Source organism: Vibrio marinisediminis (genome assembly GCF_014050145.1).
GTDB classification, from domain to species: Bacteria; Pseudomonadota; Gammaproteobacteria; order Enterobacterales; family Vibrionaceae; genus Vibrio; species Vibrio marinisediminis.
The window spans coordinates 61,838-87,402 of record NZ_JACFYF010000011.1 but is presented as its reverse complement, the minus strand read 5'-3'; the positions used below and the strand labels follow the sequence as shown (position 1 = coordinate 87,402).

Sequence of the window (25,565 nt, the reverse complement as noted above, 5' to 3'; positions counted from 1 at the left end):
TTCATTGTTTGGGCAAACAATATAATTATTTTTATTTTCTAATCGATGACTTAACATCGTTGATCATTTTTTCAGTCGCTTGAATACCTGAGATTGCCAAGTACCAGGCATTGATATCTAGATAAGCCATTTGCTTGTTTTGATATGCTTTGGTGGCTTTAACTAAATCATTTTCAAAATCACGTTTCACCGTGCTTTCACCTTTGTTGACTAAGCTATCTTTATCAACAATAAGCAATGTTGATGGGTCGATTTCTCGAATAAACTCATACGACACCAAATCCCCATGCCTTTTCGCCTGAATGTTTTGTACCGTAGGCTTAAATCCAAAATCTTGGTAAATCGCAGAGAAGCGTGAGTCAGCACCAAATGCGGTAATGTTGCCGCCTGAGCTCATCACAGTTAGAGCATCTACATTTTGGCTTTGGTTGTAGGCACGGATCGCCTTAAAATCTTTATCCAATGCGGCGATTTTTTCCTCAACAAACTCTGTCTTGTCAAACACTTTACCCAAGTTTCGCCATTGTTGTTGCGTGCTCTGCCAGTAACCTTTTTTATCATCTGCGGCGAAAACAATCGTCGGTGCAATTTTGCTCAACTCGTCATATTGCTTGACGGCACGAGGACCAATGATGATCAAATCAGGCTTTTGGGTGTAAATGGTTTCAAAGTTTGGCTCGGATAAGCTACCCGCGGAAACAAACTTATAATCACGATATTGAGCAAGATAATCTGGGAACATACTAACGGTTGAAATCGCCACAGGTTCAACGCCTAAAGTCACCGCCGCATCCAATGCCCCAACACCGATCACCACTACACGCTCAGGGTTGGACTCTAGTTTAGTGATGCCCTTTTGGTGTTTAACTTCAATCATCTCTGCGTTTACAGAAAATGCGACTAAACCTGTTAATAAGCCCAAAACAGATGCTTTCATATCCAACTCCATAATTACTAATGCAATGCATTATCATTTAGATTTAGAGTTAAGTCATCGCTTCTTTACGTTTTTTACATTAGTTAATGAATTGGTAAGCGCGCTATTGAGATCAATCGTAGAAGGTTGGAAAACGTTAAGGTAAGCAATATGAGATAGAAGAGTTTATTAAGCAGCACAGCCTGCGAGGATAAATGGAGGAGAAAGGCACCGCATTTAGCCGCGATGCCGTTTACTTTCGTGTTAGTCTAGTGCAATCAACAATTAGAAAAAATCGATGCTGCCACGACCATTGGTTTTACTTGGTTTTGGCGTATTATCAGTTTTCCCTTTTTCAACGGATTTCGAACTTTTCGCTGGCGCAGAGTTCTTTGAAGACTTAGCTGGTTTATCCGCTTTAGCTGGCTTTTCTTTTTTACTCGGCTTTTTAGCCGCCTTAGTCTGCGGTTTCGCTTCAGGCTTGCTTGGCGCCACTTCTTTCTCTTTAGGTTCAGAGACCGGAGCGTCACACACTACAACATAGTATTCTTGGTTAAACTCAAAGAAATCACCATCGTACATTTTCCGACGTTTGCGAGTTTCTAATTCACCATTAACCGCGACATAACCTTCAGAGATAACATGCTTTGCCTCTCCGCCACCACTGACTAAATTGGCAATTTTAAATACTTTATATAGTTCGATAGGCTGAGACGATACATCAATACCAATCGCTTCTATCTCAATTTCTTCGCCTTGATCTTCCCAATCGTCAGGTTGGTTGTAGTCTGACATCTGCTTACCTCTACTTGAAAACGTCGAGTCTGCCTTGTCTTTGTCATACTCTCAAGCTCTTTATTTGGCAATTAACACCAGCAATCTCTCTCTACAAAAAATCTAAGGGCAAAAAAGATCTGTATCAATCGATCGCAAAATTCGATTTGAATTGGTTATTAATATCACATTCAAATGCTTAACTGATATTGATTAGTCAATTTAATGAATGTTTTATAGCATTATGTTCAGTAATAATGTAAAACCAGTAGCCTAATGGAAGTGTTGTACCTAGTCTCGATCGCGTTTAGTGCGTCGTTCGCAGAGGTGAACCAGGTGTTTCTAAAAAATGTCCGAAAATATCGTTACTCTCTATCCGCATCTAGATTTAGAACTCGAGCTCTATCATGAAATAGAAGAGAGTTCTGACGCCCATAGCGAGCGTCCTGCTCCTTTATCTGGTGCGCAGCTCGATCTCATCATGAACAACCATTTCAAGTACATTTTCGATGTACTCAATGATGGTTTGTTTTACATGACGGGTACTGACCATATTTTTTTCTATAATCCTTCTTTCTATCAGCAATTTGATATTGAAAGCGGACATATTCCTTTCGAACAATGGCTAGAAAAAGTCCACCCGTTTGACCGTAGTTTGCTAAAGACCAGCGTCGCACAACACATACTGACAGAGAACAACCGTGATTCAGTTCAGTACAGAGTGCGAAACAAAGCTGGGCAATATATCTGGGTCGAAGCCACAGGTATTACCAAAACGATTGATGGCAAAAAGTTTATTGTAGGGCTGCACAGCGACATTTCCGATGCCAAGCTAATGGAAACCTACATTCATCAAACAGCGTTCCAAGATGGTGCCTCAGGGCTTGCTAACGCCCAGAAACTCGCGGTTGATATCAAAAAGCGTTGCAAAAAAAACGGACCATCCTATTCACTTATCTACGCTCATCTCGAAGACATTCGCACTTATTTATCTCTATTTGGCGCCCACACGTTACATGAACTCATGGCGCACCTACTAACATCCCTTAGTAGTTTGCCAGACACCTTTATTGATATTTATCGCATACGCTCCGATGATTTCGCTATCTTGGTCAAAGGCGAATACACCGCTGAAGAAATTGAAACATTAGGCAAGCAAATCCTTTCGACCTATCAAAAATCGATTGAAGCAAATGGTTCGCTATGGGGTAACGACATCAGTCTTGGTATCTACCCAAACTTCTATCCGAATCAATCCAGCGACGAAATACTAAAAATAGCGTTCCGTACTTGTCAGTTTGCGCGTGAAAAACAAGATAATCGATTAGCCATCTATCACGATAAAACACAAAAAAATGTCGACCGTCATTTCTATATTGAACGAGAGTTATCGCGAGCGGTTAAAAACGAAGCGCTTAGCGTTCGCTTTCAACCAATCATTGATGCCAACTCCAATAAGATTGCCAGTTTTGAGGCTTTAGTGCGTTGGAAAGATAAGCAATTAGGGCAGATCTTTCCTGATGAATTCATTCCCGTTGCCGAAAAAAATGGTTTGATTATCGAACTCGGCTATTTAGTTTTTCGTAAAGCGTGCAAATTTATCCAACATTACCAACAGCAACACAACAGCAAAGTCCGCGTTAATATTAATGTTTCAGTCCTACAGTTGCTCAACAGCCAGTTTCCAGAGCAAGCCAAAAAGCTAGCTGAACACTATCAAATCGAACCCGATCAGATCGTGTTGGAGCTAACAGAAACCGTCATTCTTGATGGGAATAAAAACGCGGTATCACAGCTGTGCCGCCTCAATCAATTTGGTTTTTGCCTATCGCTTGATGATTTTGGTTCAGGCTACAGCTCTATCAACAGCTTTTTTGACTTACCATTAAAGCAGATCAAGGTTGATAAAAGTATGGCGTGGCGAGCGTTAGAGAATCCATCCACATTCGAGTACCTACAATTTATTGTTAATTTGTGCCAATCAAATCAGGTCGATGTGGTTATAGAAGGGATAGAGAGCGCAGATATGCAGCGAAAATTCACTGCAATCGGCGTCAACTATTTGCAAGGGTTCTGGTTTAGCAAACCGCTATCTTTAGCCAGCGCTAGCTATATAACTCAGGTTTAATTCAACTCGTGTTCAAGTTAAGAAAGCGCCACCAACTCTTGGGTGTAACTTTGGTTTGGTTGGCTAAATAATTTCTGGGTTTCACCTTGTTCGACAATTTCGCCATTGCGCATCACGATGGTGTAATGACAAAGCGATTTCACCACGTTCAGATCGTGGCTGATAAACAAATATGTTAAACCATATTTGGCTTGTAGAGACTTCAATAGCTGCAAGATCTGCGCTTGTACCGTTCGGTCAAGTGATGAAGTAGGTTCATCCAGTAGTATAAACTCTGGCTTAAGTACCAAGGCTCTCGCAATCGCAATACGTTGTCGCTGACCACCCGAAAATTCATTAGGGTAACGGAAACGTGTTTCAGGGTCCAAGTCGACTTCTAGCATCACCTTAACAATCGCCGCATCTACCTCTTTGTCACTCATTTGTGTGTGTACTTGCAGACCTTCACCAATCACTTGTGCGACCGACATTCGAGGATTTAACGCCGAAAACGGGTCTTGGAATACCACCTGCATTTTATTGCGATAAGGCAGCATTGCTTGTCGGTCCAAGCCTTGCAATTCATTACCTTGATAGCTGATCGAACCGTGAGAATTGACTAAACGAAGGATCGCCATGCCAGTGGTCGATTTACCTGAACCACTCTCGCCCACCAGCCCAATCGAATACCCTCGCTTGAGCTCAAAGCCCATATCCGTCACCGCTTTTACATGCGAAACCACACGTTTAAATAAGCCACCAGTGATTGGAAACCATACTCTTAACTGCTCAACACTCAACAATGGCGGCGAATCAGGCTCGACTTCGACCGGCAAACCTTTCGGATCAGAATCAATCAATTGTTTGGTATAGGGGTGATTCGGTTGCGTAAACACTTGCCGGCATTCACCCACTTCAACTAGTTCACCGTTGCGCATTACCGCTACCCTATCGGCAATCCGGCGCACAATACTGAGGTCATGAGTAATAAAGAGCATTGCCATGCCCAACTCTTTTTGTAGCGACTTAAGTAAATCTAAAATCTGCGCTTGTACTGAAACATCAAGTGCCGTCGTCGGCTCATCGGCAATCAGCAATTCAGGCTCATTAATTAACGCCATCGCAATCATAACGCGCTGGCGCTCACCACCAGATAATTCATGTGGGTAAGCGTTGATCTTAGCTTCAGGCTGCCGAATACCAACCTTCTTAAGCCATTCAATTGCCAGCGCCTCTGCTTTCCGTTGGCGTAAGCCTCGATGAATACCGACAATCTCCACCAATTGCTTACCGATTTTATGTAATGGGTTAAGCGATACCATAGGTTCCTGGAAAATCATGCCTATTCGCGCCCCGCGTATGCCACGCAACCGACGCTCTGTACATGCCAACATATCAATGCCATCAAACTGAATGTGACCGTTAAGGTAATGCGCCGATCCTCGTGGCAACAGCTTCAAAATGGCATTGGCAGTGACCGATTTACCCGACCCACTCTCACCGACCAACGCTAATGTTTCACCACGCTTAATATCAAGCGATACATCAAAAGTGACTTGTTCTAAATCCTTTGTTCGACCAAAACCAACGGACAAAGAATCAATCGATAATAAGTTGTCTGACATGATTATTTACCCTGTTGGTGTGGATCAAACGCATCGCGCACAGCTTCGCCGACAAAGACAAGCAGTGTCAGCATCAGAGACAACACAACGAAAGCAGAAATACCCAGCCATGGGGCTTGTAAGTTCGCTTTACCTTGCGCCAATAGCTCGCCCAATGACGGTGAACCCGCAGGCAAGCCAAAACCAAGAAAATCTAACGATGTTAGCGTGGTCACCGAACCGGAAAGAATGAATGGCATCATAGTCAACGACGCCACCATGGCGTTAGGTAGCATATGACGCAGCATGATACGCTTATCATCAACACCCATCGCCTGAGCAGCGCGAACATAATCAAAGTTACGACAGCGCAGAAACTCAGCTCGGACAATACCCACTAGGCTCATCCAGCTAAACAGCACCATAATGCCAAGTAACCACCAAAAATTCGGCTCAACAAAGCTGGATAGGATGATCAGCAAAAACAACGTCGGCATGCCCGACCAAACCTCAATAAAGCGTTGCCCAAGCAAATCAAGCCAACCGCCGTAGTAGCCCTGTGTTGCCCCCACAACAACGCCAATCACACTGGACACAATGGTGAGCACAAAACCAAAAATAACCGAGATACGAAAGCCATAGATAATACGCGCCAGTACATCACGCCCTTTGTCATCCGTGCCAAGCCAGTTAACGGCGTCAGGTGCCGAAGGTACGGCACCAACAACGTTGTAATTGATCGTATCGTAACTAAAGCGGATCAGAGGCCAATAGATAGAGCCGCTCTCTTCTATCAACTCAATGACATATGGGTCGGTATAGTCCGCTTCGGTTTCAAATTCACCGCCAAACTCTGTTTCAGTATATTGGTGAAATACTGGCATATACCATTGCTGCTCATAGTGAATCAGCAGTGGTTTATCATTGGCAACAAATTCAGCAAACAGACTGAAAATAAACAGTATCGAGAACAACCAAAGTGAGAAGAAACCACGTTTATTAGATTTAAAACGCGCCCATCGAGCTTGATTCAAAGGGTTGCGCATTTTCGTTTTTTTAACCATTAACGGGCCTCAAAATCAATACGAGGATCAACCCATGTGTAGGTCAGATCAGAAATAATGCTCAATATTAAGCCCAGTAACGTCATGATATATAGTGAACTAAACACCACGGGATAATCACGCTGAATGGTTGATTCAAAGCCAAGTAAACCAATGCCTTCAAGGGAAAACATCACTTCAATGAGCATTGAACCAGTAAAAAATATACTGATGAAAGCACTAGGGAAGCCCGCAATAATGATCAACATGGCGTTACGAAAAACATGGCGATAAAGAATGCTTCGCTCATCCAAGCCTTTCGCGCGTGCCGTCACCACATATTGCTTATTGATTTCATCTAGGAAAGAGTTTTTGGTTAACATACTCAATGTGGCAAAACCACCGATCACCATGGCAAAAATAGGCAAAGCCAAGTGCCAAAAATAATCAATAATTTGTTGATACCAAGTCAACTGTTCAAAATTACTCGAAACTAAACCACGTAAAGGGAACCAGCTAAAATAGTTACCACTCGCAAACAAAATGATCAGAATAATGGCAAAGAGAAACCCGGGAATGGCGTAACCGACGATCACCAAAGCACTCGACCAAATATCAAATCGGGAGCCATGATGAATCGCCTTCATGATGCCAAGAGGAATCGAAATTAAGTAGATAATCAAAGTGCTCCAGAGCCCAAGAGAGATGGAAACAGGCAATCTTTCAACGATTAAATCAATGACATTGCCACCTTTAAATAGGCTCTCACCAAAGTTAAACGTGGCATAGTTTTTCAGCATATCGAAGTAGCGTTCGTGGAGCGGCTTATCAAATCCAAACTGCTTTTTGATCTCTTCAACGACTTCAGGGTCTAGCCCTCGAGAGCCTTTATAACCTGTCGAGTTTGCCTCTTTTGAAATTTCCAACTCAACTTCTGTACCACCGCCGGAAAAGCGTTCCATGATACCTGAAGATTGACCTTCAATTTGTGCAATAGCCTGCTCTACCGGACCACCCGGAGCAATTTGAATGATAAAAAAGTTGATCGTGATTATTGCCCATAATGTGGGAATAACCAGAAGCAAACGACGAAATATATAAGCAGCCATTTATCCCTCTTTAACGGCGTTTTTCAGGTAACAGGTGCGTTTTGTCTTGCGATATCCACCATGTATCAATCCCCAGCTCATAAGTTGGCATTACCTCTGGACGTTCAAACTTATCCCACATTGCGACACGGTATTTACCAATATGCCATTGTGGAATGATATAGAAATTCCACTGCAATACCCGATCTAAGGCACGACCTAATGGCAATAGCTTCTCTGGATTCTGCTGATTCTTAACGATTTCTTCCGTGAGTGCATCCACCACTGGGTTATTGACCCCTGCGGTATTGTAGGTTGAATCCATGTAATTGGAGTTCCAGATAATCATCAAGTTCGGGCTAGGATACGGATTAGCGGAATACGGTGACGAAAGCATGTCGAAATCACGGTCACGTAGACGCTTAATATATTGGGTCGTATCTACCGTACGAATTTTCATCGCGATACCCATGCGTTTTAAGTTCTTCTGCATAGGAATGGCAATACGCTCTGTCGTTGGGCTATAAACTAAAAACTCAAATGCAAGAGGTTGCCCCGTCTCTACATTGGTCATCACTTTATTGTTTAGTTCCCACCCAGCTTCTTTAAGTAATTTAAATGCACTGCGCATTTGCGTACGAATACGCCCTGAACCATCAGTAACAGGTGGCTGGTACTCATCAGTAAAGACTCGCGCAGGAATTTGGTCTTTATACTGATTTAAAATGTTGGTTTCTTGTTCATCAGGCAAGCCCAGTGCTTCATAATCTGTATTTTGAAAGTAACTGCGGGTACGCGAATACTGACCATAGAACATATTGCTGTTCATCCATTCAAAATCCATCGCATAGTTAAGCGCTTCTCGCACTTTAGGATCTTTGAAGAACTCGCGTTGAGTATTGAAGACGAATGCTTGGGTCGATTCAGGCTTATGGTGTTGTATTTCTTCTTTAACGATAAAGCCTTTGTCAAAGTTTTGTCCGGTATAGGAATTCGCCCAAAACTTAGCCGACGTCTCCAAACGGAAATCAAATTCGCCCGCTTTAAACGCTTCAAGCATTACCGTATCGTCTCGGTAATAATCGTATTGTGTTTGCTCGAAATTGTGTCGACCTATGTTCACAGGTAGGTCTTTTGCCCAGTAATCTTCAACCAGTGAATAGGTAACGCTTTGCCCCACTTTAAAGTCTGTGATCTGATAAGCGGAGCTACCGACTGGTGGCTGAGACAAAGGCTCTGAAAAGTTCTTATCTTGCCAAAAATGCTTAGGTAGGACTCGAGTAGATTGAGCAAAACTAAACAATTTCTCACGATTCAGTTTCGCCATTTCAATGCGAACTAGATGGTCACTTTTTGCAGTGACGGATTGAATATCTTGATAATAAACACGGTATTGGGGAACGCCCTCTGTCATGAATTTCTCAAAACTAAATGCAACGTCGTGTGCCGTAATTGGTTGCCCATCATGGAAGCGCGCTTTGGGGTTGATCTCCACTTCCATCCACGAATAATCATCAGAGTATCGCACTTTTTGCGCAATTAGAGGGTAATAGGCGTCAATCTCATCACTTGGGCTAAACATGAGCGTATCGTAGAGCTCACCGGCGCCTTGGGCTGATACACCACGCGATGCAAAACGATTGAAGTTATCGTAAGTACCAACCACCCCATAAGTGATCTTGCCAAATTTTGGCGCGTTAGGATTCACATAATCAAAATGGGTAAAGTTGTCGGGGTATTTGGCAGTACCAAACCCAACAAGAGAGGTGCTTTCAATAACGGCTGAAAGTGCGGTTGAACTGACAAGCGATAATACGCTTCCTATCACTAGGCGTTGAAAAATCCCCATAGCTACTCCCTTAGCATTTTATTCTATTTTTATAATTCAATTACTTGAGTAAGTATATACTGAAAAATCCGTTCGGACATAAATCATACAAGTTGCCGCTGTTAATAATTTTATTAGCTAACCTTCAAAAACAACAAACCCGCGATTCGCGGGCTTGTCTTCATTTTGGTTACAGCATCTCTTTGGCTATCAAGTGCAGCAGAAATGTCTCCCGCTCAATACTCATGCCCTTCTTAGGACTTTCTGCCATCGTTTTTTCATTGTGTGCGATCGCGTCATGGATGTTTAGCCACACTGGCTTCATACCATTTTTAATCTCATAATCTTCGTAATCGGTTTCACCCAATTCACGGTCGATTTTGCAGGTATAACAGTAAGACGTCATATGCATAATATCTGCGTCGTCTTTGTACCAAGGACGAAACTCTTCAAAAATACCAAATGGTTTAATGTTGTGAATGTTCTGCGCGCCGGTCTCTTCTTCTAGTTCTCGCACTAATCCAGCAATAACATCTTCACCGTCATCTAGGCCACCACCAGGAATGGTATAGTCGTGATAGCGCTCTGTATAAAGCAATAGAATATCTTCGCCATCAATCACAATGGCTCGCGCCGCTTTGCGTTGAAAAACCGTTTTATCGTCGAGGTGATCAATATCAGGGTGAATGGTTGTTTTTAGATGTCTCATTATTACTACTGATAGTCCAGAAAGGCGGCGATATTATCATAATACGCATTAACGAGCGACCCACTCCATCGCAGCCATGTACTTGTATCGACAATAGCAAACGCTCAATCAACCTTATTCAGTATTTGAGCTTGCATAGAAAAAAGGCTCTCCAAGGAGAGCCTAACTCTGTTTCTGAGTACTACTTCCGCAATGCATTCAATTTAGCCTGCGCAATCCCATAGATGGTATCAATCGGGTAGCTACCCTCATCACTTGGTGTTCCAGCTGGTTTACCAGAGAAAATTTCAATCGCCTCTGTAACATGGTCTATCGCCCAAATATTAAACTCGCCTTTCTCTACCGCTTTAACCACGTCAGGGCGTAACATCAAGTTATGCATGTTAGAGCGCGGAATGATCACCCCTTGCTCTGATGTCCTACCTTTAATGCCACAAACGTCAAAGAAGCCCTCTATTTTTTCGTTCACGCCACCAATCGGTTGCGACTCACCAAACTGATTCATAGAGCCCGTAATGGCGATATCTTGTCGATTGGGTTGTTTAGAAAACGCCGATACCACCGCACAGAACTCGGCCATACTGGCACTGTCACCATCCACCCCACCGTAAGATTGTTCAAACGTGATAGTAGTCGTTAATGGCACTTTGGCTGTTTTGCCAAATACAGAGGAGAGGTAAGCGGTTAGTATCATCACTCCTTTTGAGTGAATACTGCCACCTAAGTCAACGCTGCGCTCAATATCAATCACATCTCCGTCGCCATAACATGTCGTGGCAGTAATGCGGTTAGGAGCACCAAACATGTATTCACTTGTGCTCAACACCGACAGAGCATTCACTTGCCCTATAGCCAATCCTTCGGTACGGATTAAGGTCGTTCCATTGATAAACCCTTCCATGACCGCATCTTTTAAGCGACTCACGCGTAATTCTTGGTTAGCCAGCGCCTCCTCAACATGACTTGAGCGAATCATATTTGCATTGGCTTGTTTTGCTACGTAGTTTGATTCACGGAGTAAATTGGCGATATTTGCCGAATGCAGTGACAATTTATTCTGATCACCTGCCAACCTCGAGCTGTGCTCAATAATTCGAGCGATGGCTTTCCGATCACAATGCAGCATATTGTTATCGTGAACGACGCTTGAAATAAATCTCGCGTAATGCATTTCTGAATCTGATGTACGCTTCATCTCATCTTCAAAATCGGCGGTAACTCGGAATAGTTCACTAAATTCCGGATCGTAATGCTGCAACAACTGATAAGTGCGGTAATCACCAAACAGAATAATTTTCACATCCAATGGAATGGGTTCAGGATCAAGTGAAACGGCGCCAGTCAGCGTCAGTTCTTTCTCTAACGAAGTGAAGCTCAATTGGCGTGAGCGCAACGCGCGTTTTAAACCATCCCATACGTATGGCTGCTCTAACACCTTCTGCGCATCTATCAGCAATACGCCACCATTGGCTTTGTGCAAACTGCCTGCTCGAATCAATGAAAAGTCAGTGAATACCGTGCCTTTATAAGTCGCTGTTTCAATGTAACCAAATAAGCTGTGGTAGTTTGGATTCTCTTCCACTACAACAGGGAATTCACAGGCTTTGCGATTGACCAAAATATTGACTTTGTAGCGACGCGGCAATTTCTTATCTAATGAGGCTGCTGCTATTTCAGCTTGTTCATTCCCTTGCTCCAAAAAGATCTCAGCGTTTTCAACGATGTCTTTTTGTAGCTCTGATAGGTAAAGCTTAATTTCAGGGTACTGTGAATAGTCCTCTTTCAATTGCTTGATAAAGTGGGCAATCACATCCAATGTTACGTCGTCATTCAGCTTTTTAATTTTCTCACTGAAGGTTTCTTCCCACTCGGTTAGCTCTCTAACCATATTGCGCAATTTAACTTCTAACTCGTCGATCGTAGCACCAAATTGTTCTTGCTCTTTTATCGATAACTCATCAAAGCTTTCTTCTGTATGTAACTCTTCCCCATCCATAGCGACAAATTGATAATCACCTTGCGTCGTCATGGTTAAGCTGATGCTTTTCTCTTGCGCTTCTTTACTGATTGATTCCAGTTCAAGCGCTTGTTTTTGTGCTAACTGAGACTTTAGCTTCTCTGCTCGACTAATATACAGCTCATTGTCAAAAGCCAATGGCATGGCAAGAACGAGTTTAGCGATCATTTTTTCAATATCGTGCTTAAACCCTTTGCCAACACCACAAGGCAACTTAAGCACCTTCGGCGTTCTATTATTATGAAAATCAGAAACATAACACCAGTCATACAAATCAGAGACATTGGTCTTATGTCGATGCAGATAGCGCAAAATCATGGTGCGCTTACCTAAGCCATTTTGACCGATGGCATAGATGTTATAGCCCTTCTCTTTGATCGACATAGCAAATTCAACTGCTTTTTGCGCGCGCTCTTGACCCACTATTTCATCTATTGGCGGCAAATCTTTTGTCGACTTGCTTGGTAACTGATCGAGTTCCGTTGCGTGGTAAAGTTGACTAGCCACTAGCTTTTCTATCGTCATCTTCATTTCCTTATCACTGCGCGTGTCCTAATTCACAGTGTAGTTGAATTCCATTTACATTTTAGTGACTTAGACTGTAATCAGGTTTAACCGCTCAAATAATAGTCAAGTTGTATTTAATAACTTTTTATTTGCAATTGATATTCATTTGCATTTAAATGAGTTTCAATCGCGTTGAGCGTAAATGTAATTGTAAGTGAGGAGTTGATCAGTATGGATCTTCCACAGTGTTGGAACCACTACCTAAAAGCACAACAGTTGCTTGAACAGGGGCATTGGCCTGAAGCCCAGTATCTATACGATCAAGTGCTGCCACAGCTACCCATTCATATCCAAGCCGCCATTGCTGACGAAAACACCAAACCTTGTCAATTTGTTTGCATGATCACAACCTATCGTGATGCTGCGGTTTCCCAGTCACAAATATTGAATCGTATGGGTCAATATCAAGCCGCTTTCGATTGTTTAAATAGAGCCTATGCGTTATTTCAATTTCTGACTATCGAGCGATGTGAATTGATTAACTCTCTCGAGCATCTGATTGCCAAAAGCAATCATGACCTACTTAATCACATCGGTGCATTCTGCTGTTCACAAAGAAGCGCAAGTTGGATGTTTGAATATGAGTTGCTGCAAAAAGCTCAACACTATTTCGATACCCTAAGAGGCGCTCAGCCAATGTCGACGCCAGTAGCGCTGGTCAATTAACTCGCGCGCACAGTCCTATTTCGTCAAAGTTAAAAATAATGAGCATTTTCGAGATAGCGCGTCTTAATGTGTTCTATTAACAACTTAACTTTCTTAGGTGGTTGGCGGGTAAAGGGATAAACCGCATAAATGCCAAGGCGTTTACCCACTTGTTCGGGAAACAAGTCGATCAAGTCTCCACTATTTAAATCATGATAGACCAAGCAACGTGGCATATAGGCAATACCATAACCGCCTAATGCCGCTTTTCTTAGCGCCGTGGCGTTATCTGTTGAGAAGTTTCCGGTCACTCGAATAATCTTATTTTTTTTGCTGCCTTTAAATTCCCACTCGCTTGCGCCCGTTGTTTGGTAAGCATATTGCAAACAATTGTGTGTCAGTAGATCATTCGGACTTTGCGGTTTGCTGTACCTTGCAATATATTCTGGTGATGCACACACCACCCACTGCGAATCAATGATATGGCGTGCAATCAGGCTCGAGTCTTCTAAGTATCCGGTTCTAATCACTAAGTCATATCCACCATCCACTAAATCCACAAAGCGGTTGTCTAACGACATATCGACGGTTAAACCTGGGTGCATATTGCAAAATTCAGCAACCGCTTGAGCTAATAACAGATCCCCAGAAATCGTAGGAACCGACATTTTTATATGCCCGGTCACTCTCTCACCAAATCCAGAGACTGAATCGACGGCTTCTTGAGTGGCTTGCTTCACATTTTTGGCACCCTGTAACAAAGCTCGTCCTGCTTCGGTTAAGGTCAACTTTCGTGTGGTTCGATAGAGTAATTGGACACCAGCCTGCTCTTCCAAACGAGCGATTCTCTTGCTAACCACTGAGTTTGTAAGATTATTTTGCTCCGCTACCTTACTAAAACTGCCAAGCTCAAAAACTTGAGAAAACAAAATTAAATCATCGGCACGCATCTGATTACACCATTTTTGGAACTAATAATTTTCATTATCTCTCTATATCAACAAAAAATAAAGCGTAAGATTCACATCGAGTTAACAATAAAAACACAAATATTCTAATAAAAAATCAACCGTCAGCCTTTGTTTGTTCTGCCCGAGAAAGGAAGTACTCCATGAATGAAACACTCTTAGCACTTGTCGCATTTTCACCGATACTGGTGGCAGCGATACTTCTTGTTGGTCTTGATTGGCCAGCAAAACGCGCGATGCCTGTCGCGTTTGGTCTAACTGTCGCCATTGCCCTATTATTTTGGGACATGTCGACCACTCGAGTCATCGCTTCTATATTTCAGGGGCTGGGGATCACCGTCTCTGTTCTTTGGATCGTATTTGGTGCCATCTTTTTACTAAACACCCTTAAACACACCGGTGCGATCACGACCATTCGCAATGGTTTTACGGATATATCAGAAGACCGTCGCGTACAAGCCATCATTATCGCTTGGTGCTTCGGCTCATTCATTGAAGGTGCATCAGGCTTTGGCACACCGGCAGCCATTGCTGCTCCTTTACTGGTTGCAATTGGATTCCCTGCCCTAGCAGCGGTATTAATGGGGATGATGATTCAATCGACACCGGTATCGTTTGGAGCGGTAGGAACACCTATCATTGTTGGGGTAAATAAAGGGTTAGATACGCACCTCATCGGCAATGCGTTAATCGAAAATGGTTCTAGCTGGGATATCTACCTACAGCAAATCACTTCTAGCGTTGCGCTAATCCATGCTTGTGTTGGTACGCTAATCCCAGTGCTAATGGCAATGATGTTGACCCGCTTCTTTGGCAAAAACAAAAGCTGGCGTGAAGGTTTAGACATTCTTCCGTTCGCGCTATTCGCAGGTGTTGCTTTTACCATTCCTTACGCGCTAACCGGTGTCTTTTTAGGTGCCGAGTTCCCTTCTCTAATTGGCGGTTTGTTTGGCTTAGCCATCGTGGTATCAGCGGCGAAGAAAGGATTCTTAGTTCCTAAAACTAAATGGGATTTCGAATCTGAAGATAAGTGGCCAGCAGAATGGCTTGGTTCACTGAAGATTGAACTGAAGAATGACACAAACAAACCAATGAGCTTAGTTCGCGCATGGGCACCTTACGTACTTTTGGCAGTTGTGTTAGTTGCTAGCCGCGTTAGTACACAATTTAAAGGCATGCTAACGGATGTGAGCTTATCGTTTAGCAACATTCTGGGCGAAGTCGGAATTAGCACCGCAATTCAACCGCTCTACTTACCCGGTGGTATCTTGGTTTTTGTTGCGCTTGTTGCTGTGTTGCTACAAGCAAAAAGTATCAAACCACTTGGTGCGGCTTTCACTGAATCGAGCAAGACTCTTGTTGGGGCGGGCTTCGTGTTACTTTTCACTATTCCTATGGTACGTATCTTTATTAACTCTGGTGTGAACGGTGCCGATCTAGCCAGCATGCCGGTAACGACAGCGAACTTTGCGGCGAGCACTGTTGGCAGCGCTTTCCCAGCCCTAAGTGCGACGGTTGGAGCCTTAGGTGCGTTTATTGCCGGATCAAATACCGTTTCCAATATGATGTTCAGCCAATTCCAGTTTGAAGTAGCCCAAACGCTTACCATCTCTAGCGTAGTGGTTGTCGCCCTGCAAGCCGTCGGTGCAGCCGCAGGTAATATGATTGCGATTCACAACGTCGTCGCGGCGTCAGCGACGGTCGGACTGCTTGGTAGAGAAGGTGCAACGCTACGAAAAACCATAATCCCAACATTCTATTACTTAGTAATGACAGGAATTATTGGTCTAGTGATCATCTATGGTTTCCAGTTCAGCGACGTATTAATGAAATAGACCATTGTAACGAGTGGAGCCCCAAAAGCTTCGCTCGGTAATGATTGACAAGTTTTACCGCTTTTGGCGTTGATGTTCATTATGTCCGACAAGACTGCGATTGCGCTTATGCTGATCGTTCCCTCCCGAACATCAACGCCAAATTCTAGACAAATCAATGTCAAAAATGACAAATCACATCGTTTCCTAGCTTCAAGCATGCCATTATAATCGCAGAGACTAAACGTAACGCGGGGGCAGCAATGAAGATCATCATATTACATGGGTTATATATGCATGGTTTAGTTATGCAACCTCTCAGTCATAAGCTACGTAAGTTAGGGGCTCACACCCAAGTAATTACCTACAACACTCTAGCGATTGAAAAACAGCGTGTTTTTAATAAGATTGATCGTGCTCTATCGCCAGATTGCACAAATATACTAGTTGGTCATAGCCTTGGTGGCTTAATCATTAAAAGCTATTTAGCTGAAAGGCAGAGCAATACCAAGGAGATTAGCCATGTTATCACCATTGGAACCCCAATTAGGGGCGCATCGATAGTACATCGAATTAGAGAGTTGGGTATTGATGCGATACTCGGCAACTCACCCGAACATGGGCTGAATATTCATGAAGACCGATGGGATTTCCCACAAAAACTAGGCTGTATTGCAGGCACACTCCCTGTCGGTGCCCGAGCACTTTTAATGATGGATAGAACCATAATGTCTGATGGCACGGTGACCGTAGAAGAAACTCGAATTGACGGTATGACAGACCACATTCAAACGCCTAGCTCGCACACCAGTCTTATCTATAATTCGTTTGTTCCTCAGCAGATCGAGCACTTCATTCATCATAATCGGTTTAACCACGGTTAAAGCATCCCCCTCTTTATGATTCGATAACAAAGAACACCTGTTTTCATGCTGGGGTGCTTTCAACAGGCAGGACTTGATCGAAGAACGGTATGCTCCTATCATATCGTCAATTAACGATTAACTGTTTAGACTGAATATGGACCTATGTAATTCGACTGATGCATCTTTACTGCAAGCCAACCAACAACAGCTCGAATTGGAGCAACAATTTGCCACACAAGCAAAAGCACTTTCGCATCCCGCTCGTGTACGTATTTTAAAAACACTGCTGGTACTAGAAAGAAAGGGTGGCTGCTTAAACAGTGAATTGGTATCTCAACTTGGTTTAGCCCAATCGACCGTTTCTGAACACTTACGTATTCTAAAAATGGCTGGATTTATTATTGCCGAACCTAATCCACCCAAAACGTGTTACCGAGTGAATACAAATTCTGCCAAGCAATTTATTCAGCTATTTGAGCAAATCATCGAGTAGCCAAACCTTGCATCCTTCCGTTTAGGCAAACCTAGAGTTCAAAATTCAAGCATTAAAAAAGAGGGCATCACGCCCTCTTCTTCTTTAAATGTTCACACTAGCAAAATAGACTTTTCTCAACCACTTCTTCGAATGGCATCGGTTTGTAAAAATAGAAACCCTGGATTAGATGTATATTTTGAGCGACCATAAAGTCAATTTCTTCCTGCAGTTCAACACCTTCAACCACAATCTCAGCACCTGTTGTTCGCACAAGTTGGCTGGTTAAACTGAACATCTCTTTGCCGTTTTTCTGATTTAAGTTAAGCACTAAAGAGCGATCGATTTTCACTTTATCAAACTCGTAACGGCTCAAGTAACCAATTGAAGAGTACCCAGCACCGAAGTCATCAAGAGCAATTCGAATACCCATTCGACGCAATTCTTGTAGTACTGACCAGGTTTTTTCTTCATCTTGAATCAACAAGTCTTCGGTGATTTCAAATTCAACTTGGCTGAAAGATAAGCTACTTTTCTCAATTAAATTGGTGACTATTTTGGCAAAACCTTCAATCAGAAATGTGTCTGGCGAAATATTAATTGATACTTTAAAGTTTGGGTTTGCAGCAAGCGGACTCACTTCGTTTAATGCTTGCTTAACCACCCATAGATCCAATTCTGAGGTTAACCCCAGTTTAGCAAAGTTGGACAAGAAAATTGGTGGTGTAATTTTTCCATCGTAACTACGGTGGCGTATCAACACTTCTAATGAGTTCACACAACGACGAGTCATGTCATATTGAGGTTGATAAAACAGAACAAATTCACCGGTTTTCTGTAGCTGGCTAATATCACGCTGCGCAGCTAAATTCGAACTCATTTGGGGCAGTACGCCCATCACCGTACGGCTATTGCCAAGATCACGATAGTTAAAAAAGTTATCCGACAAACCTTTGGTAAAAATAGCGTTAGAACCGACAACCTTGTCCATTTGCTTGAAGAAAGGCAGATAAATAGCAATGCCTACTAATACGATCACTAACTGCAAAACAGACGCCGAAAGATCATTACCTGTTGCTAGATAACCACTAAAGAATGCCGGTGTCATCCAACTGACAATGGTTGAAATTGGGTCAACCCAGCCGAGTGACGTCGCAATGTACGCCAACGTTAAACCAGCAATGGGTGCCAACAAGAAGGGAATCACCAGTACAGGGTTAAAAATGACCGGCAATCCAAACAATATTGGTTCATTAATATTGAAAATACTAAGGAATAATGTCGCGATAGCAAGAGCGCGATAACCCTTATTTCGAGTAAACAGTAACATACACAAAACTAAGCTTAGCGTATTGCCCGCCCCGCCTATCCCTGCGTAAATATCGTAAAAATTGCTCGTCAAAATTGGTAACGGTGTACCAAACGTTGCGTAGAGCTCAAAGCTTTGATTGGTAAATTCGTACAGTTCATTTTTTAGCGGTGCCAGAATAATATGGCCGTTTACGCCGATACTCCAAAATAAGTTACGGACCAATTCGTATAGTAGAGCGTCACCCAATGAGTATTCATCAAGGCTAGGAATGAGTCGAACAAACTCACCGATTGATTGAATCCAACCTTTGAACAAGAAGCCTGCTCCCGCGAACAACACCACCATGAAGATACAAGCGCCAACAAGGTTAATGGTCTGGTCAACTACGTTAGGTAGTTCACTTTCCATAAACAACTTTTTGCGCTCTAAAATCTCTGTCGTTTTACTGACGAGCAGCGGGATAAAAATGGCTAAGGGATAATTGGTTGGAATCATTGAGCCCGAGTGCAGCAGACCCCACTCGTGACCAAGTAATACGTAAATAAGTAGTGAAGGGGTAATCACATTTGTACGGGATGTTTTGTGCAATGTTGCCAAAAACTGCGAATAATAAACCACCAGAAGAATAGGAAAAAGCTTCCAGATCAAAGTACTAATCAATAGAACCTTGTCTGATAATTCCATCATGCCGATCATGGTTAAACCATTACCAATGAGCATACAAAATGCTGAAAGTAAGCTGATCGGCAGAAGCATCAGAAAGACATTACACAAGCCATTAATGTAACTATTTTCTGATGTACTCGCTATCACTCGATAGAGGGATTGAAAATTCATGTGAGGGTTTTATCTCTTATATTTGCGTTTTTATAAGCCATGCAAATAGAAATGCCGCCCCTAATAATCCCTTGCGGAGTCCCTCATTGCTGAGGTCGTTGTTCTATCAACTGCGCCAAATTCCAACGTACCTATGCCATGACTTAGTATCCGATAACAACAAGCCGTGACATATAAGCACGTAGGCGCACATTACTCCCTATGAATACAAAGTTCCATTGGGATTATTTATGGTTAGGATTAATCTTTTACATCCTAACCCTTATTGATAGATGTAGAAATTATAGGCTATTGTTCTGTTTTCACTTTCTCAGCGAAACGTTCTTCATACAGCTCCATAAAATCTCGACGAATAAGCTGCTCGATATGGTTAGCCTGCTCCGTTGGGCAAAAGATCATCACATGTATCGCTTGTTCACCCGTAGGAGTGCTATTGATGTGAATATGAGGTTCTGAACCCGGTAAGTCGACTCCGGCATGTCGCTCAATAATAGAATTATAACGACGAGCGACCTCAATAAAATCCATACAATGGTCTTCAATTTTACCAATCATCTCAGGTAGCATTGGGTAAAGGTTGACAAAGTCCCGCACCACAATAGAAAAATCATGGTAGACAAAACGCTTCATGAAATTTAAATTTTTAACTGGGTATGTGAAGAACATACTGTTTGGCAACGTCGCTGTTTTCCCTGTGAAATGATATTGCCCATGGTATAAATCGATTTCTTGAATGACGGTGGCCATCATATTGTGCTCGATGACTTCACCGCACAACTTACCCACTTCAATCCAGTCACCAATTCTAAACGAGCGTGAACTCGCTCTTTGAATTGAACCAGTAAAACAAAGAATAATTTCTTTGCTCGCGACAACAACCGCAACCGCAATGGCAGTTAAAGAAAGAGCAAACTCATTGAGTTCGGATTGCCAAAGTATGAATAGCAATAAAACGATAGTCGTAAATGAACCATTTTTAGTTCGAGACATCCATTTACGTTGGTCTTCAGAGACAAATGCAACATCACCGCGAATCTTGGAAAGAGTAAATCGACGGATTATGGAAATGATGGTGATGATAACAACAGAAAATATAACTTTATGAGCAAGAAGAAAATCGATAACTGCTTGTACTTTCTCCACGTGTTACTCCTGTAATCAATTGTTTTAGTGACTCTTTTTCTCAATCGAGCAAATCAAAGTGCGTCAATTATAGCGAGCGGATGTAATAAACTCTGCAAAACTTTCACACCATACTACTACTGTATTGAACTCCGCAACGTTTACCCCTGGAGGTAAATCCAGACTGAATCGATCAAAGGTTTTGATGTCCCCTATTTGGATCATCGTATCTTTATACTGTTCGAATGATTGCTCAGTTTCAACAAAGACAGGTGAAAGATACAACTTGTAATCTGGCCCTGGAGCAAGTTCGCCTATAAAAACAATCTGAGTATCGCTGATCGCTATAGAGCCCTCCCCCCAATGAAGAAAATCACTATCCAATCTTTCTCGTTGAAACATGCCGTTGTAGAGCGCGTGCTGAGAAATATTTTGTATTTCTTGCATCGCAGGTGATTTGGGCTGAGTCAGTATGGGCAATGCATAAATACCTAATGCAAAGCCCACCACTGCGAAGATAAGATGGGAACCTAAAAGTAGCAGGATTCTCATTAGAAGCTCCTAAGAATGAAGTACTTACCTCAATCGTAGAGCATTTCGCGTATTATCGGTATTCCAATGCCGTTTTTTCTGACAACTTCACAATAACCTTTACCGCTTGCGACATCCCTTCCACGGTAATGAATTCATGTATGCCATGGAAGTTGTAGCCGCCCGTAAAAATATTCGGGCATGGTAGCCCCATAAAGGAAAGTCTCGCACCATCTGTACCACCGCGGATTGGTTTAATCATCGGCTCAATGTCACATGCAATCATTGCTTGCTGAGCCAATTTGATAATGTGTGGATATGGCTCGACCATCTCTTTCATATTGAAGTAGCTGTCAGTCATTTTTAGTTCAACAGAACCTTGAGTTAGCTGCGCATTCAGTGCATCAACGGTAGTTTGCATAAACGCTTTGCGCTCAGCTAAACCTTCACGGTCAAAGTCACGAATAATGTAGCCGAGTTCACTGCGAGCTACCGACATTTCCGCTGATTTAAGATGGTAGAATCCTTGATAGCCTTCTGTACATTCCGGAGTTTCATCCGCTGGCATCATTGCTTGGAAACGAGCGGCGATGTTCATTGAGTTAACCATCTTGCCTTTAGCCGTTCCCGGATGCACGTTAACGCCATGAACAATCACATCAGCACTAGTTGCATTAAAGTTTTCGTACTCAAGCTCACCTACAGGTCCACCATCAATGGTGTAAGCCCACTTGGCACCAAACTTTTCAACATCAAAGTAATTAGCACCACGACCAATCTCTTCATCTGGCGTAAAGCCAATACAAATGTCACCATGGGGAATGCTTGGGTTCGCAATTAATGTGGCAACGGCGGTAATGATCTCAGCAATACCCGCTTTGTTATCGGCACCTAACAGTGTTGTACCATCTGTGGTAATTATGCTGTGACCATGTAACTGATGAAGATCTGGGTATTGAACTGGAGATAAAACTTGTTCACCTAGCCCCAAAGCGATGTCTCCACCTTGGTAGTTCTCAACAAGTTGTGGTTTTACATTTGCTCCCGAAGCGTCTGGTGCCGTATCCATGTGAGCAATAAAGCCTATTGCTGGAACCGCATAGTCAACATTGCTCGGCAGACGAGCCATTAGGTAGCCGTTATCATCTAAGCTGACATCACTCAAACCGAGAGTGATAAGCTCACTTTTCAACTGATCAGCAAAGGTAAATTGCCCTTTACTGCTCGGGCATAGTGGGTTTGCAGGGTTAGATTGCGTATCAAAAGTGACATAACGCAAGAAACGGGTTACCAGGTTATCCATAATTACTACATCTCTTAAAGTATTTCTAAATATCGCTTCAATTCAGTCAATCTTGTTGCCAGAATTCCACAATTCAATGATTTACTTCGTAGTATTACAGCTAATCCAGTGCTTTTTGTTGTTTGAAAGCATAGTTTACCGTTTGAGAGATAAAAAAAACGCCATCAAAGATGGCGTTTCATTCAATTTTCCACTTAAAGCAGAATAAAAATACCCGCTAAGCAGGCGCTCATTAAGTTGGCCAGCGTACCTGCCGCGACGGCTTTTAAGCCTAAATTAGCCACTTCTGAACGACGTTCTGGTGCAATAACACCTATCGAACCAAGCTGAATAGCGATTGAGCCAATGTTCGCAAATCCACATAGAGCAAAAGTCACGATAACTTGTGAATGTTCAGAAAGTAATTGCTTGTGTTCAACAAAGTCAATAAATGCAACAAACTCATTCATCACAACTTTTTGACCAATGTACGAACCCGCCATCAATACTTCATTTGATGGTATACCAATCACCCATGCCAGTGGTGCAAATAAATAACCAAAGACGCTTTGTAAAGTAATACCCGAGAAACCAACCAGCTCACCAAGGTTTTCTAAACCCGTGTTCACCATTGCGATAACAGAAACAAAGGCGATCAGCATTGTACCTACCGCAACTGCGACTTTCATACCGTTCATCGCGCCACTAGCAAGCGCATCAATCACGTTGCTATCTTGTGCTTTATCCATTTCAATGTCAGTTTGATCTACAGGCGTACCACGCTCAGGCACGATGATCTTAGCCATCATCAAGCTACCTGGTGCTGCCATAAAGCTCGCTGCAATCAGATACTTAAGATCAACCCCTAAACCAGCATAGCCACCTAGCACACTGCCCGCAACAGATGCCATACCACCAGCCATTACAGCGAATAGTTCAGAGCGAGTCATGCGAGAAAGGAAAGGGCGAACAAGAAGAGGCGATTCACCTTGTGACAAGAAAATATTACCTGTCGCTACGAGTGATTCCGCTTTACTGGTGCCTAGGAATTTTTGGATCCCACCACCAATAAACTCAATTACACGTTGCATGATACCAAGGTAGTAAAGCGCTGAGATAACCGCACTAAAAAAGATAATAATAGGGAGAACGCGGATAGCAAAAATAAAACCGGTATTAGCAAGGTCACCAAAAAGGAATTTGATGCCTTCATCGGCAAAAGATAGAAGACTAGCAACACCACCACTTAAACTGGCTAATGCTACTTGTCCCCAAGGGAAGTAAAGAACCAAGGCGGCAAAGCCCACCTGTAGAAGCATCGCTCTCGATACTGTTTTCCAATTGATTGCCTTGCGGCTCTCTGACAACAGTACTGCGCATCCAATAAGGACGAGGACACCGATCAAACCAAAAATCACATTCACTTAAGATTACCTTATACAAGCATTGAATTAACAGCTGGTCCTGTCCTTGGGGTCATTCACTCGTCCATGTGACGGCTTGTATTGGTTGGGTTTTTACCCATAACCGGGCGGCAAGTATAGCGATAGAATCGGGATGTTCATCACATATTTTCACGCAAACGTTCAACCGAACAAATTTTAACCACGCAATCGGTTTGTCCGTTTGCAGTATGAGCCATATTTTTGGAGCAAGATCCCGTTGCTGACTAGAAAACAAACTAAACACATAATCTCAATGGCAAATAAATAACTTCATTTCTACGCTTAAAGAAGTTTAAAAACGTGTTCACAACAATCGTCAGTTGGGCAATAACAATTCTAACAACCTTCTTGCCCCGCTTCCTCGCGGGGTTCTTTTTACCTTCAGCGTAGAGATGAGAATTCATTCACAACTCATGTTCAATCTACTCGATCTACACTCATTTTGTTGGTAATTTGTACAGTGTACGGTTGGGCAAAACTTTGAATATAAATGGTGAATGCATGAGAATCCAAAATGCCATCTATCAACCCCATATCCAGCAAGATTTAAAGTCAGCAACAAAATTTATCGACCAAAGCCTGCAAACGCAGGGCAATAATTTGAGTGCGTCTTTAAACCAACACAATCAAATTCAAATTCGAAATGAAGACGGCATGGTTGTAAAAACCTTCCAAGGTGAAAACGTCATACGCAGAATGAATAGAGTTGATGAATACGTATAAATATGGGACCAAAGAAAAAGCCGAACTTCATGTTCGGCTCTAAAGCTTCAGTGACGACCAATTTCGTATTCCCTGCCAAATAACCCCGTTACGCATGGCATCTAAGCCACTTTGGAAGTGCTTCAATAATAAAACTAGTAGTGAGTCCCAGACTAGGTCCACTGAGAATGCGTATGCGCTGCCCTAGGCGGTCTATATCAACAGAAATGTATCGAAAAAAACCAAAGCTTATTACGTGTATAAGCCATACCAAAGAAATGTACAATTAGCGTATTGACCCGTCTACAGGTGTAAGGTTCATGATATCTACTCGGTCAAACAATGGGGTTTATATGTTAACTGTCACTCAAATCGCCAAACAATTCGGAATTTCACGTACAACCATTTTGTACTACGAAAAAGAACAACTGCTCATGCCAGCTTGTCGTTCTGAAAATGGATACCGTTGGTATGGCGAAAACGAAGTAAAACGCTTAGAAGCGATTACTTCTTACCGTTCATACGGTTTGTCAGTTTCAAATATTCACACTTTGCTTAGCCGGAACGGGGAATCTCAAGCACAGATATTGAAAGACCACTTCAATGAACTGGAGAGAGAGATCCAAAACCTAAGGGCACAGCAAAAAGCTGTCGTCTTGTTACTTCAAGAACCGAGCCTATTAGAGGAACATATTGTGAATAAACAACGCTGGGTAGAAATCATGGTTGCCGCAGGATTCACTGAAACAGATATGGTTAAGTGGCACCAAAAATTTGAAGAACTAGAGCCAATGGAACACCAAAAGTTCCTTGAGTCTCTTGGTATTTCGAGTGAAGAAATCACTAAAATTCGAGCTTTATAATGACACAGTAGCCTCAAGGAAGAGGCTATTTTCTATAACACAGCACGACGGAG

Annotated in this window: 21 protein-coding genes; 7 read left to right on the top strand and 14 right to left on the bottom strand. The window is 42.7% G+C overall.

Translation table 11 applies throughout. From position 1 onward, the window contains the following. Positions 1-31 precede the first annotated feature (31 nt). On the bottom strand, positions 32-937 hold the full coding sequence (locus H2O73_RS15715) for a siderophore ABC transporter substrate-binding protein (protein ID WP_281364239.1): 906 nt from the start codon (positions 935-937) through the stop codon (positions 32-34). Between the two features lie 264 nt (positions 938-1,201). Beyond that, positions 1,202-1,711, bottom strand: a complete 510-nt coding sequence (locus H2O73_RS15710; protein WP_182109839.1) for an RNA-binding S4 domain-containing protein — start codon at positions 1,709-1,711, stop codon at positions 1,202-1,204. 328 nt (positions 1,712-2,039) lie between these two features. Between H2O73_RS15710 and H2O73_RS15705 the strand changes: the two genes are divergently transcribed. After that, complete coding sequence (locus tag H2O73_RS15705) at positions 2,040-3,818, top strand: EAL domain-containing protein (protein ID WP_182109837.1); 1,779 nt, start codon at positions 2,040-2,042, stop codon at positions 3,816-3,818. A 17-nt stretch (positions 3,819-3,835) separates the two neighbouring features. Here H2O73_RS15705 and H2O73_RS15700 read toward each other — a convergent pair whose 3' ends face one another. From H2O73_RS15700 to H2O73_RS15675, 6 genes are all read right to left on the bottom strand, one after another. Then, complete coding sequence (locus H2O73_RS15700) at positions 3,836-5,422, bottom strand: ABC transporter ATP-binding protein (RefSeq protein WP_182109835.1); 1,587 nt, start codon at positions 5,420-5,422, stop codon at positions 3,836-3,838. A gap of 2 nt (positions 5,423-5,424) precedes the next feature. Then, the gene (locus H2O73_RS15695) at positions 5,425-6,465 is read right to left on the bottom strand and encodes an ABC transporter permease (RefSeq protein WP_182109833.1); all 1,041 of its coding nucleotides are present in this window, start codon (positions 6,463-6,465) and stop codon (positions 5,425-5,427) included. Further along, a complete protein-coding gene (locus H2O73_RS15690) occupies positions 6,465-7,553 on the bottom strand; it encodes a microcin C ABC transporter permease YejB (protein WP_182109831.1) in 1,089 nt (362 codons plus the stop codon). Before H2O73_RS15690 ends, H2O73_RS15695 begins: the two co-directional genes overlap by 1 nt. Before the next feature lie 10 nt (positions 7,554-7,563). Further along, complete coding sequence (locus H2O73_RS15685; RefSeq protein WP_182109829.1) at positions 7,564-9,381, bottom strand: extracellular solute-binding protein; 1,818 nt, start codon at positions 9,379-9,381, stop codon at positions 7,564-7,566. 169 nt (positions 9,382-9,550) lie between these two features. Then, on the bottom strand, positions 9,551-10,069 hold the full coding sequence (locus tag H2O73_RS15680; RefSeq protein WP_182109828.1) for an NUDIX hydrolase: 519 nt from the start codon (positions 10,067-10,069) through the stop codon (positions 9,551-9,553). A gap of 181 nt (positions 10,070-10,250) precedes the next feature. Continuing rightward, positions 10,251-12,611: a Lon protease family protein gene (locus H2O73_RS15675; RefSeq protein ID WP_182109826.1), complete on the bottom strand. Its 2,361-nt coding sequence runs from the start codon at positions 12,609-12,611 to the stop codon at positions 10,251-10,253. 213 nt (positions 12,612-12,824) lie between these two features. Between H2O73_RS15675 and H2O73_RS15670 the strand changes: the two genes are divergently transcribed. Beyond that, positions 12,825-13,319 (top strand): hypothetical protein, encoded by a 495-nt coding sequence (locus tag H2O73_RS15670; RefSeq protein WP_182109824.1) that lies wholly within the window; start codon positions 12,825-12,827, stop codon positions 13,317-13,319. Between the two features lie 29 nt (positions 13,320-13,348). Here H2O73_RS15670 and H2O73_RS15665 read toward each other — a convergent pair whose 3' ends face one another. Next, complete coding sequence (locus H2O73_RS15665; RefSeq protein ID WP_182109822.1) at positions 13,349-14,248, bottom strand: LysR family transcriptional regulator; 900 nt, start codon at positions 14,246-14,248, stop codon at positions 13,349-13,351. Between the two features lie 161 nt (positions 14,249-14,409). Between H2O73_RS15665 and H2O73_RS15660 the strand changes: the two genes are divergently transcribed. From H2O73_RS15660 to H2O73_RS15650, 3 genes are all read left to right on the top strand, one after another. After that, on the top strand, positions 14,410-16,101 hold the full coding sequence (locus tag H2O73_RS15660) for an L-lactate permease (RefSeq protein ID WP_182109821.1): 1,692 nt from the start codon (positions 14,410-14,412) through the stop codon (positions 16,099-16,101). A 242-nt stretch (positions 16,102-16,343) separates the two neighbouring features. Beyond that, complete coding sequence (locus H2O73_RS15655) at positions 16,344-16,964, top strand: PGAP1-like alpha/beta domain-containing protein (protein WP_182109819.1); 621 nt, start codon at positions 16,344-16,346, stop codon at positions 16,962-16,964. A 136-nt stretch (positions 16,965-17,100) separates the two neighbouring features. Next, positions 17,101-17,439 (top strand): ArsR/SmtB family transcription factor, encoded by a 339-nt coding sequence (locus H2O73_RS15650; protein WP_182109817.1) that lies wholly within the window; start codon positions 17,101-17,103, stop codon positions 17,437-17,439. 97 nt (positions 17,440-17,536) lie between these two features. Here the strand turns inward: H2O73_RS15650 and H2O73_RS15645 are convergent, their stop codons facing one another. The 5 genes from H2O73_RS15645 to H2O73_RS15625 form a co-directional block, all read right to left on the bottom strand. Beyond that, positions 17,537-19,567, bottom strand: coding sequence for an EAL domain-containing protein (locus H2O73_RS15645; protein WP_182109815.1), 2,031 nt, complete (start codon positions 19,565-19,567; stop codon positions 17,537-17,539). A 288-nt stretch (positions 19,568-19,855) separates the two neighbouring features. Next, positions 19,856-20,710: a mechanosensitive ion channel domain-containing protein gene (locus tag H2O73_RS15640; RefSeq protein WP_182109813.1), complete on the bottom strand. Its 855-nt coding sequence runs from the start codon at positions 20,708-20,710 to the stop codon at positions 19,856-19,858. A gap of 63 nt (positions 20,711-20,773) precedes the next feature. Next, positions 20,774-21,241, bottom strand: coding sequence for a DM13 domain-containing protein (locus tag H2O73_RS15635; RefSeq protein WP_182109811.1), 468 nt, complete (start codon positions 21,239-21,241; stop codon positions 20,774-20,776). A 52-nt stretch (positions 21,242-21,293) separates the two neighbouring features. Next, positions 21,294-22,523, bottom strand: coding sequence for a peptidase T (gene pepT / locus H2O73_RS15630; RefSeq protein WP_182109810.1), 1,230 nt, complete (start codon positions 22,521-22,523; stop codon positions 21,294-21,296). Positions 22,524-22,717: 194 nt separating this feature from the next. After that, positions 22,718-23,926 (bottom strand): NupC/NupG family nucleoside CNT transporter, encoded by a 1,209-nt coding sequence (locus H2O73_RS15625; RefSeq protein ID WP_182109808.1) that lies wholly within the window; start codon positions 23,924-23,926, stop codon positions 22,718-22,720. Between the two features lie 522 nt (positions 23,927-24,448). Between H2O73_RS15625 and H2O73_RS15620 the strand changes: the two genes are divergently transcribed. Further along, a complete protein-coding gene (locus H2O73_RS15620; RefSeq protein WP_182109806.1) occupies positions 24,449-24,670 on the top strand; it encodes a hypothetical protein in 222 nt (73 codons plus the stop codon). Positions 24,671-25,002: 332 nt separating this feature from the next. Further along, the gene (locus H2O73_RS15615) at positions 25,003-25,512 is read left to right on the top strand and encodes a MerR family transcriptional regulator (RefSeq protein ID WP_182109804.1); all 510 of its coding nucleotides are present in this window, start codon (positions 25,003-25,005) and stop codon (positions 25,510-25,512) included. The last annotated feature ends 53 nt before the right edge of the window (positions 25,513-25,565 follow it).

Coding starts and splice junctions, on each gene's coding strand:
- H2O73_RS15715 (WP_281364239.1), bottom strand. CDS start 937: ATGAAAGCATCTGTTTTGGGCTTATTAACAGGTTTAGTCGCATTTTCT.
- H2O73_RS15710 (WP_182109839.1), bottom strand. CDS start 1,711: ATGTCAGACTACAACCAACCTGACGATTGGGAAGATCAAGGCGAAGAA.
- H2O73_RS15705 (WP_182109837.1), top strand. CDS start 2,040: ATGTCCGAAAATATCGTTACTCTCTATCCGCATCTAGATTTAGAACTC.
- H2O73_RS15700 (WP_182109835.1), bottom strand. CDS start 5,422: ATGTCAGACAACTTATTATCGATTGATTCTTTGTCCGTTGGTTTTGGT.
- H2O73_RS15695 (WP_182109833.1), bottom strand. CDS start 6,465: ATGGTTAAAAAAACGAAAATGCGCAACCCTTTGAATCAAGCTCGATGG.
- H2O73_RS15690 (WP_182109831.1), bottom strand. CDS start 7,553: ATGGCTGCTTATATATTTCGTCGTTTGCTTCTGGTTATTCCCACATTA.
- H2O73_RS15685 (WP_182109829.1), bottom strand. CDS start 9,381: ATGGGGATTTTTCAACGCCTAGTGATAGGAAGCGTATTATCGCTTGTC.
- H2O73_RS15680 (WP_182109828.1), bottom strand. CDS start 10,069: ATGAGACATCTAAAAACAACCATTCACCCTGATATTGATCACCTCGAC.
- H2O73_RS15675 (WP_182109826.1), bottom strand. CDS start 12,611: ATGACGATAGAAAAGCTAGTGGCTAGTCAACTTTACCACGCAACGGAA.
- H2O73_RS15670 (WP_182109824.1), top strand. CDS start 12,825: ATGGATCTTCCACAGTGTTGGAACCACTACCTAAAAGCACAACAGTTG.
- H2O73_RS15665 (WP_182109822.1), bottom strand. CDS start 14,248: ATGCGTGCCGATGATTTAATTTTGTTTTCTCAAGTTTTTGAGCTTGGC.
- H2O73_RS15660 (WP_182109821.1), top strand. CDS start 14,410: ATGAATGAAACACTCTTAGCACTTGTCGCATTTTCACCGATACTGGTG.
- H2O73_RS15655 (WP_182109819.1), top strand. CDS start 16,344: ATGAAGATCATCATATTACATGGGTTATATATGCATGGTTTAGTTATG.
- H2O73_RS15650 (WP_182109817.1), top strand. CDS start 17,101: ATGGACCTATGTAATTCGACTGATGCATCTTTACTGCAAGCCAACCAA.
- H2O73_RS15645 (WP_182109815.1), bottom strand. CDS start 19,567: ATGAATTTTCAATCCCTCTATCGAGTGATAGCGAGTACATCAGAAAAT.
- H2O73_RS15635 (WP_182109811.1), bottom strand. CDS start 21,241: ATGAGAATCCTGCTACTTTTAGGTTCCCATCTTATCTTCGCAGTGGTG.
- pepT (WP_182109810.1), bottom strand. CDS start 22,523: ATGGATAACCTGGTAACCCGTTTCTTGCGTTATGTCACTTTTGATACG.
- H2O73_RS15620 (WP_182109806.1), top strand. CDS start 24,449: ATGAGAATCCAAAATGCCATCTATCAACCCCATATCCAGCAAGATTTA.
- H2O73_RS15615 (WP_182109804.1), top strand. CDS start 25,003: ATGTTAACTGTCACTCAAATCGCCAAACAATTCGGAATTTCACGTACA.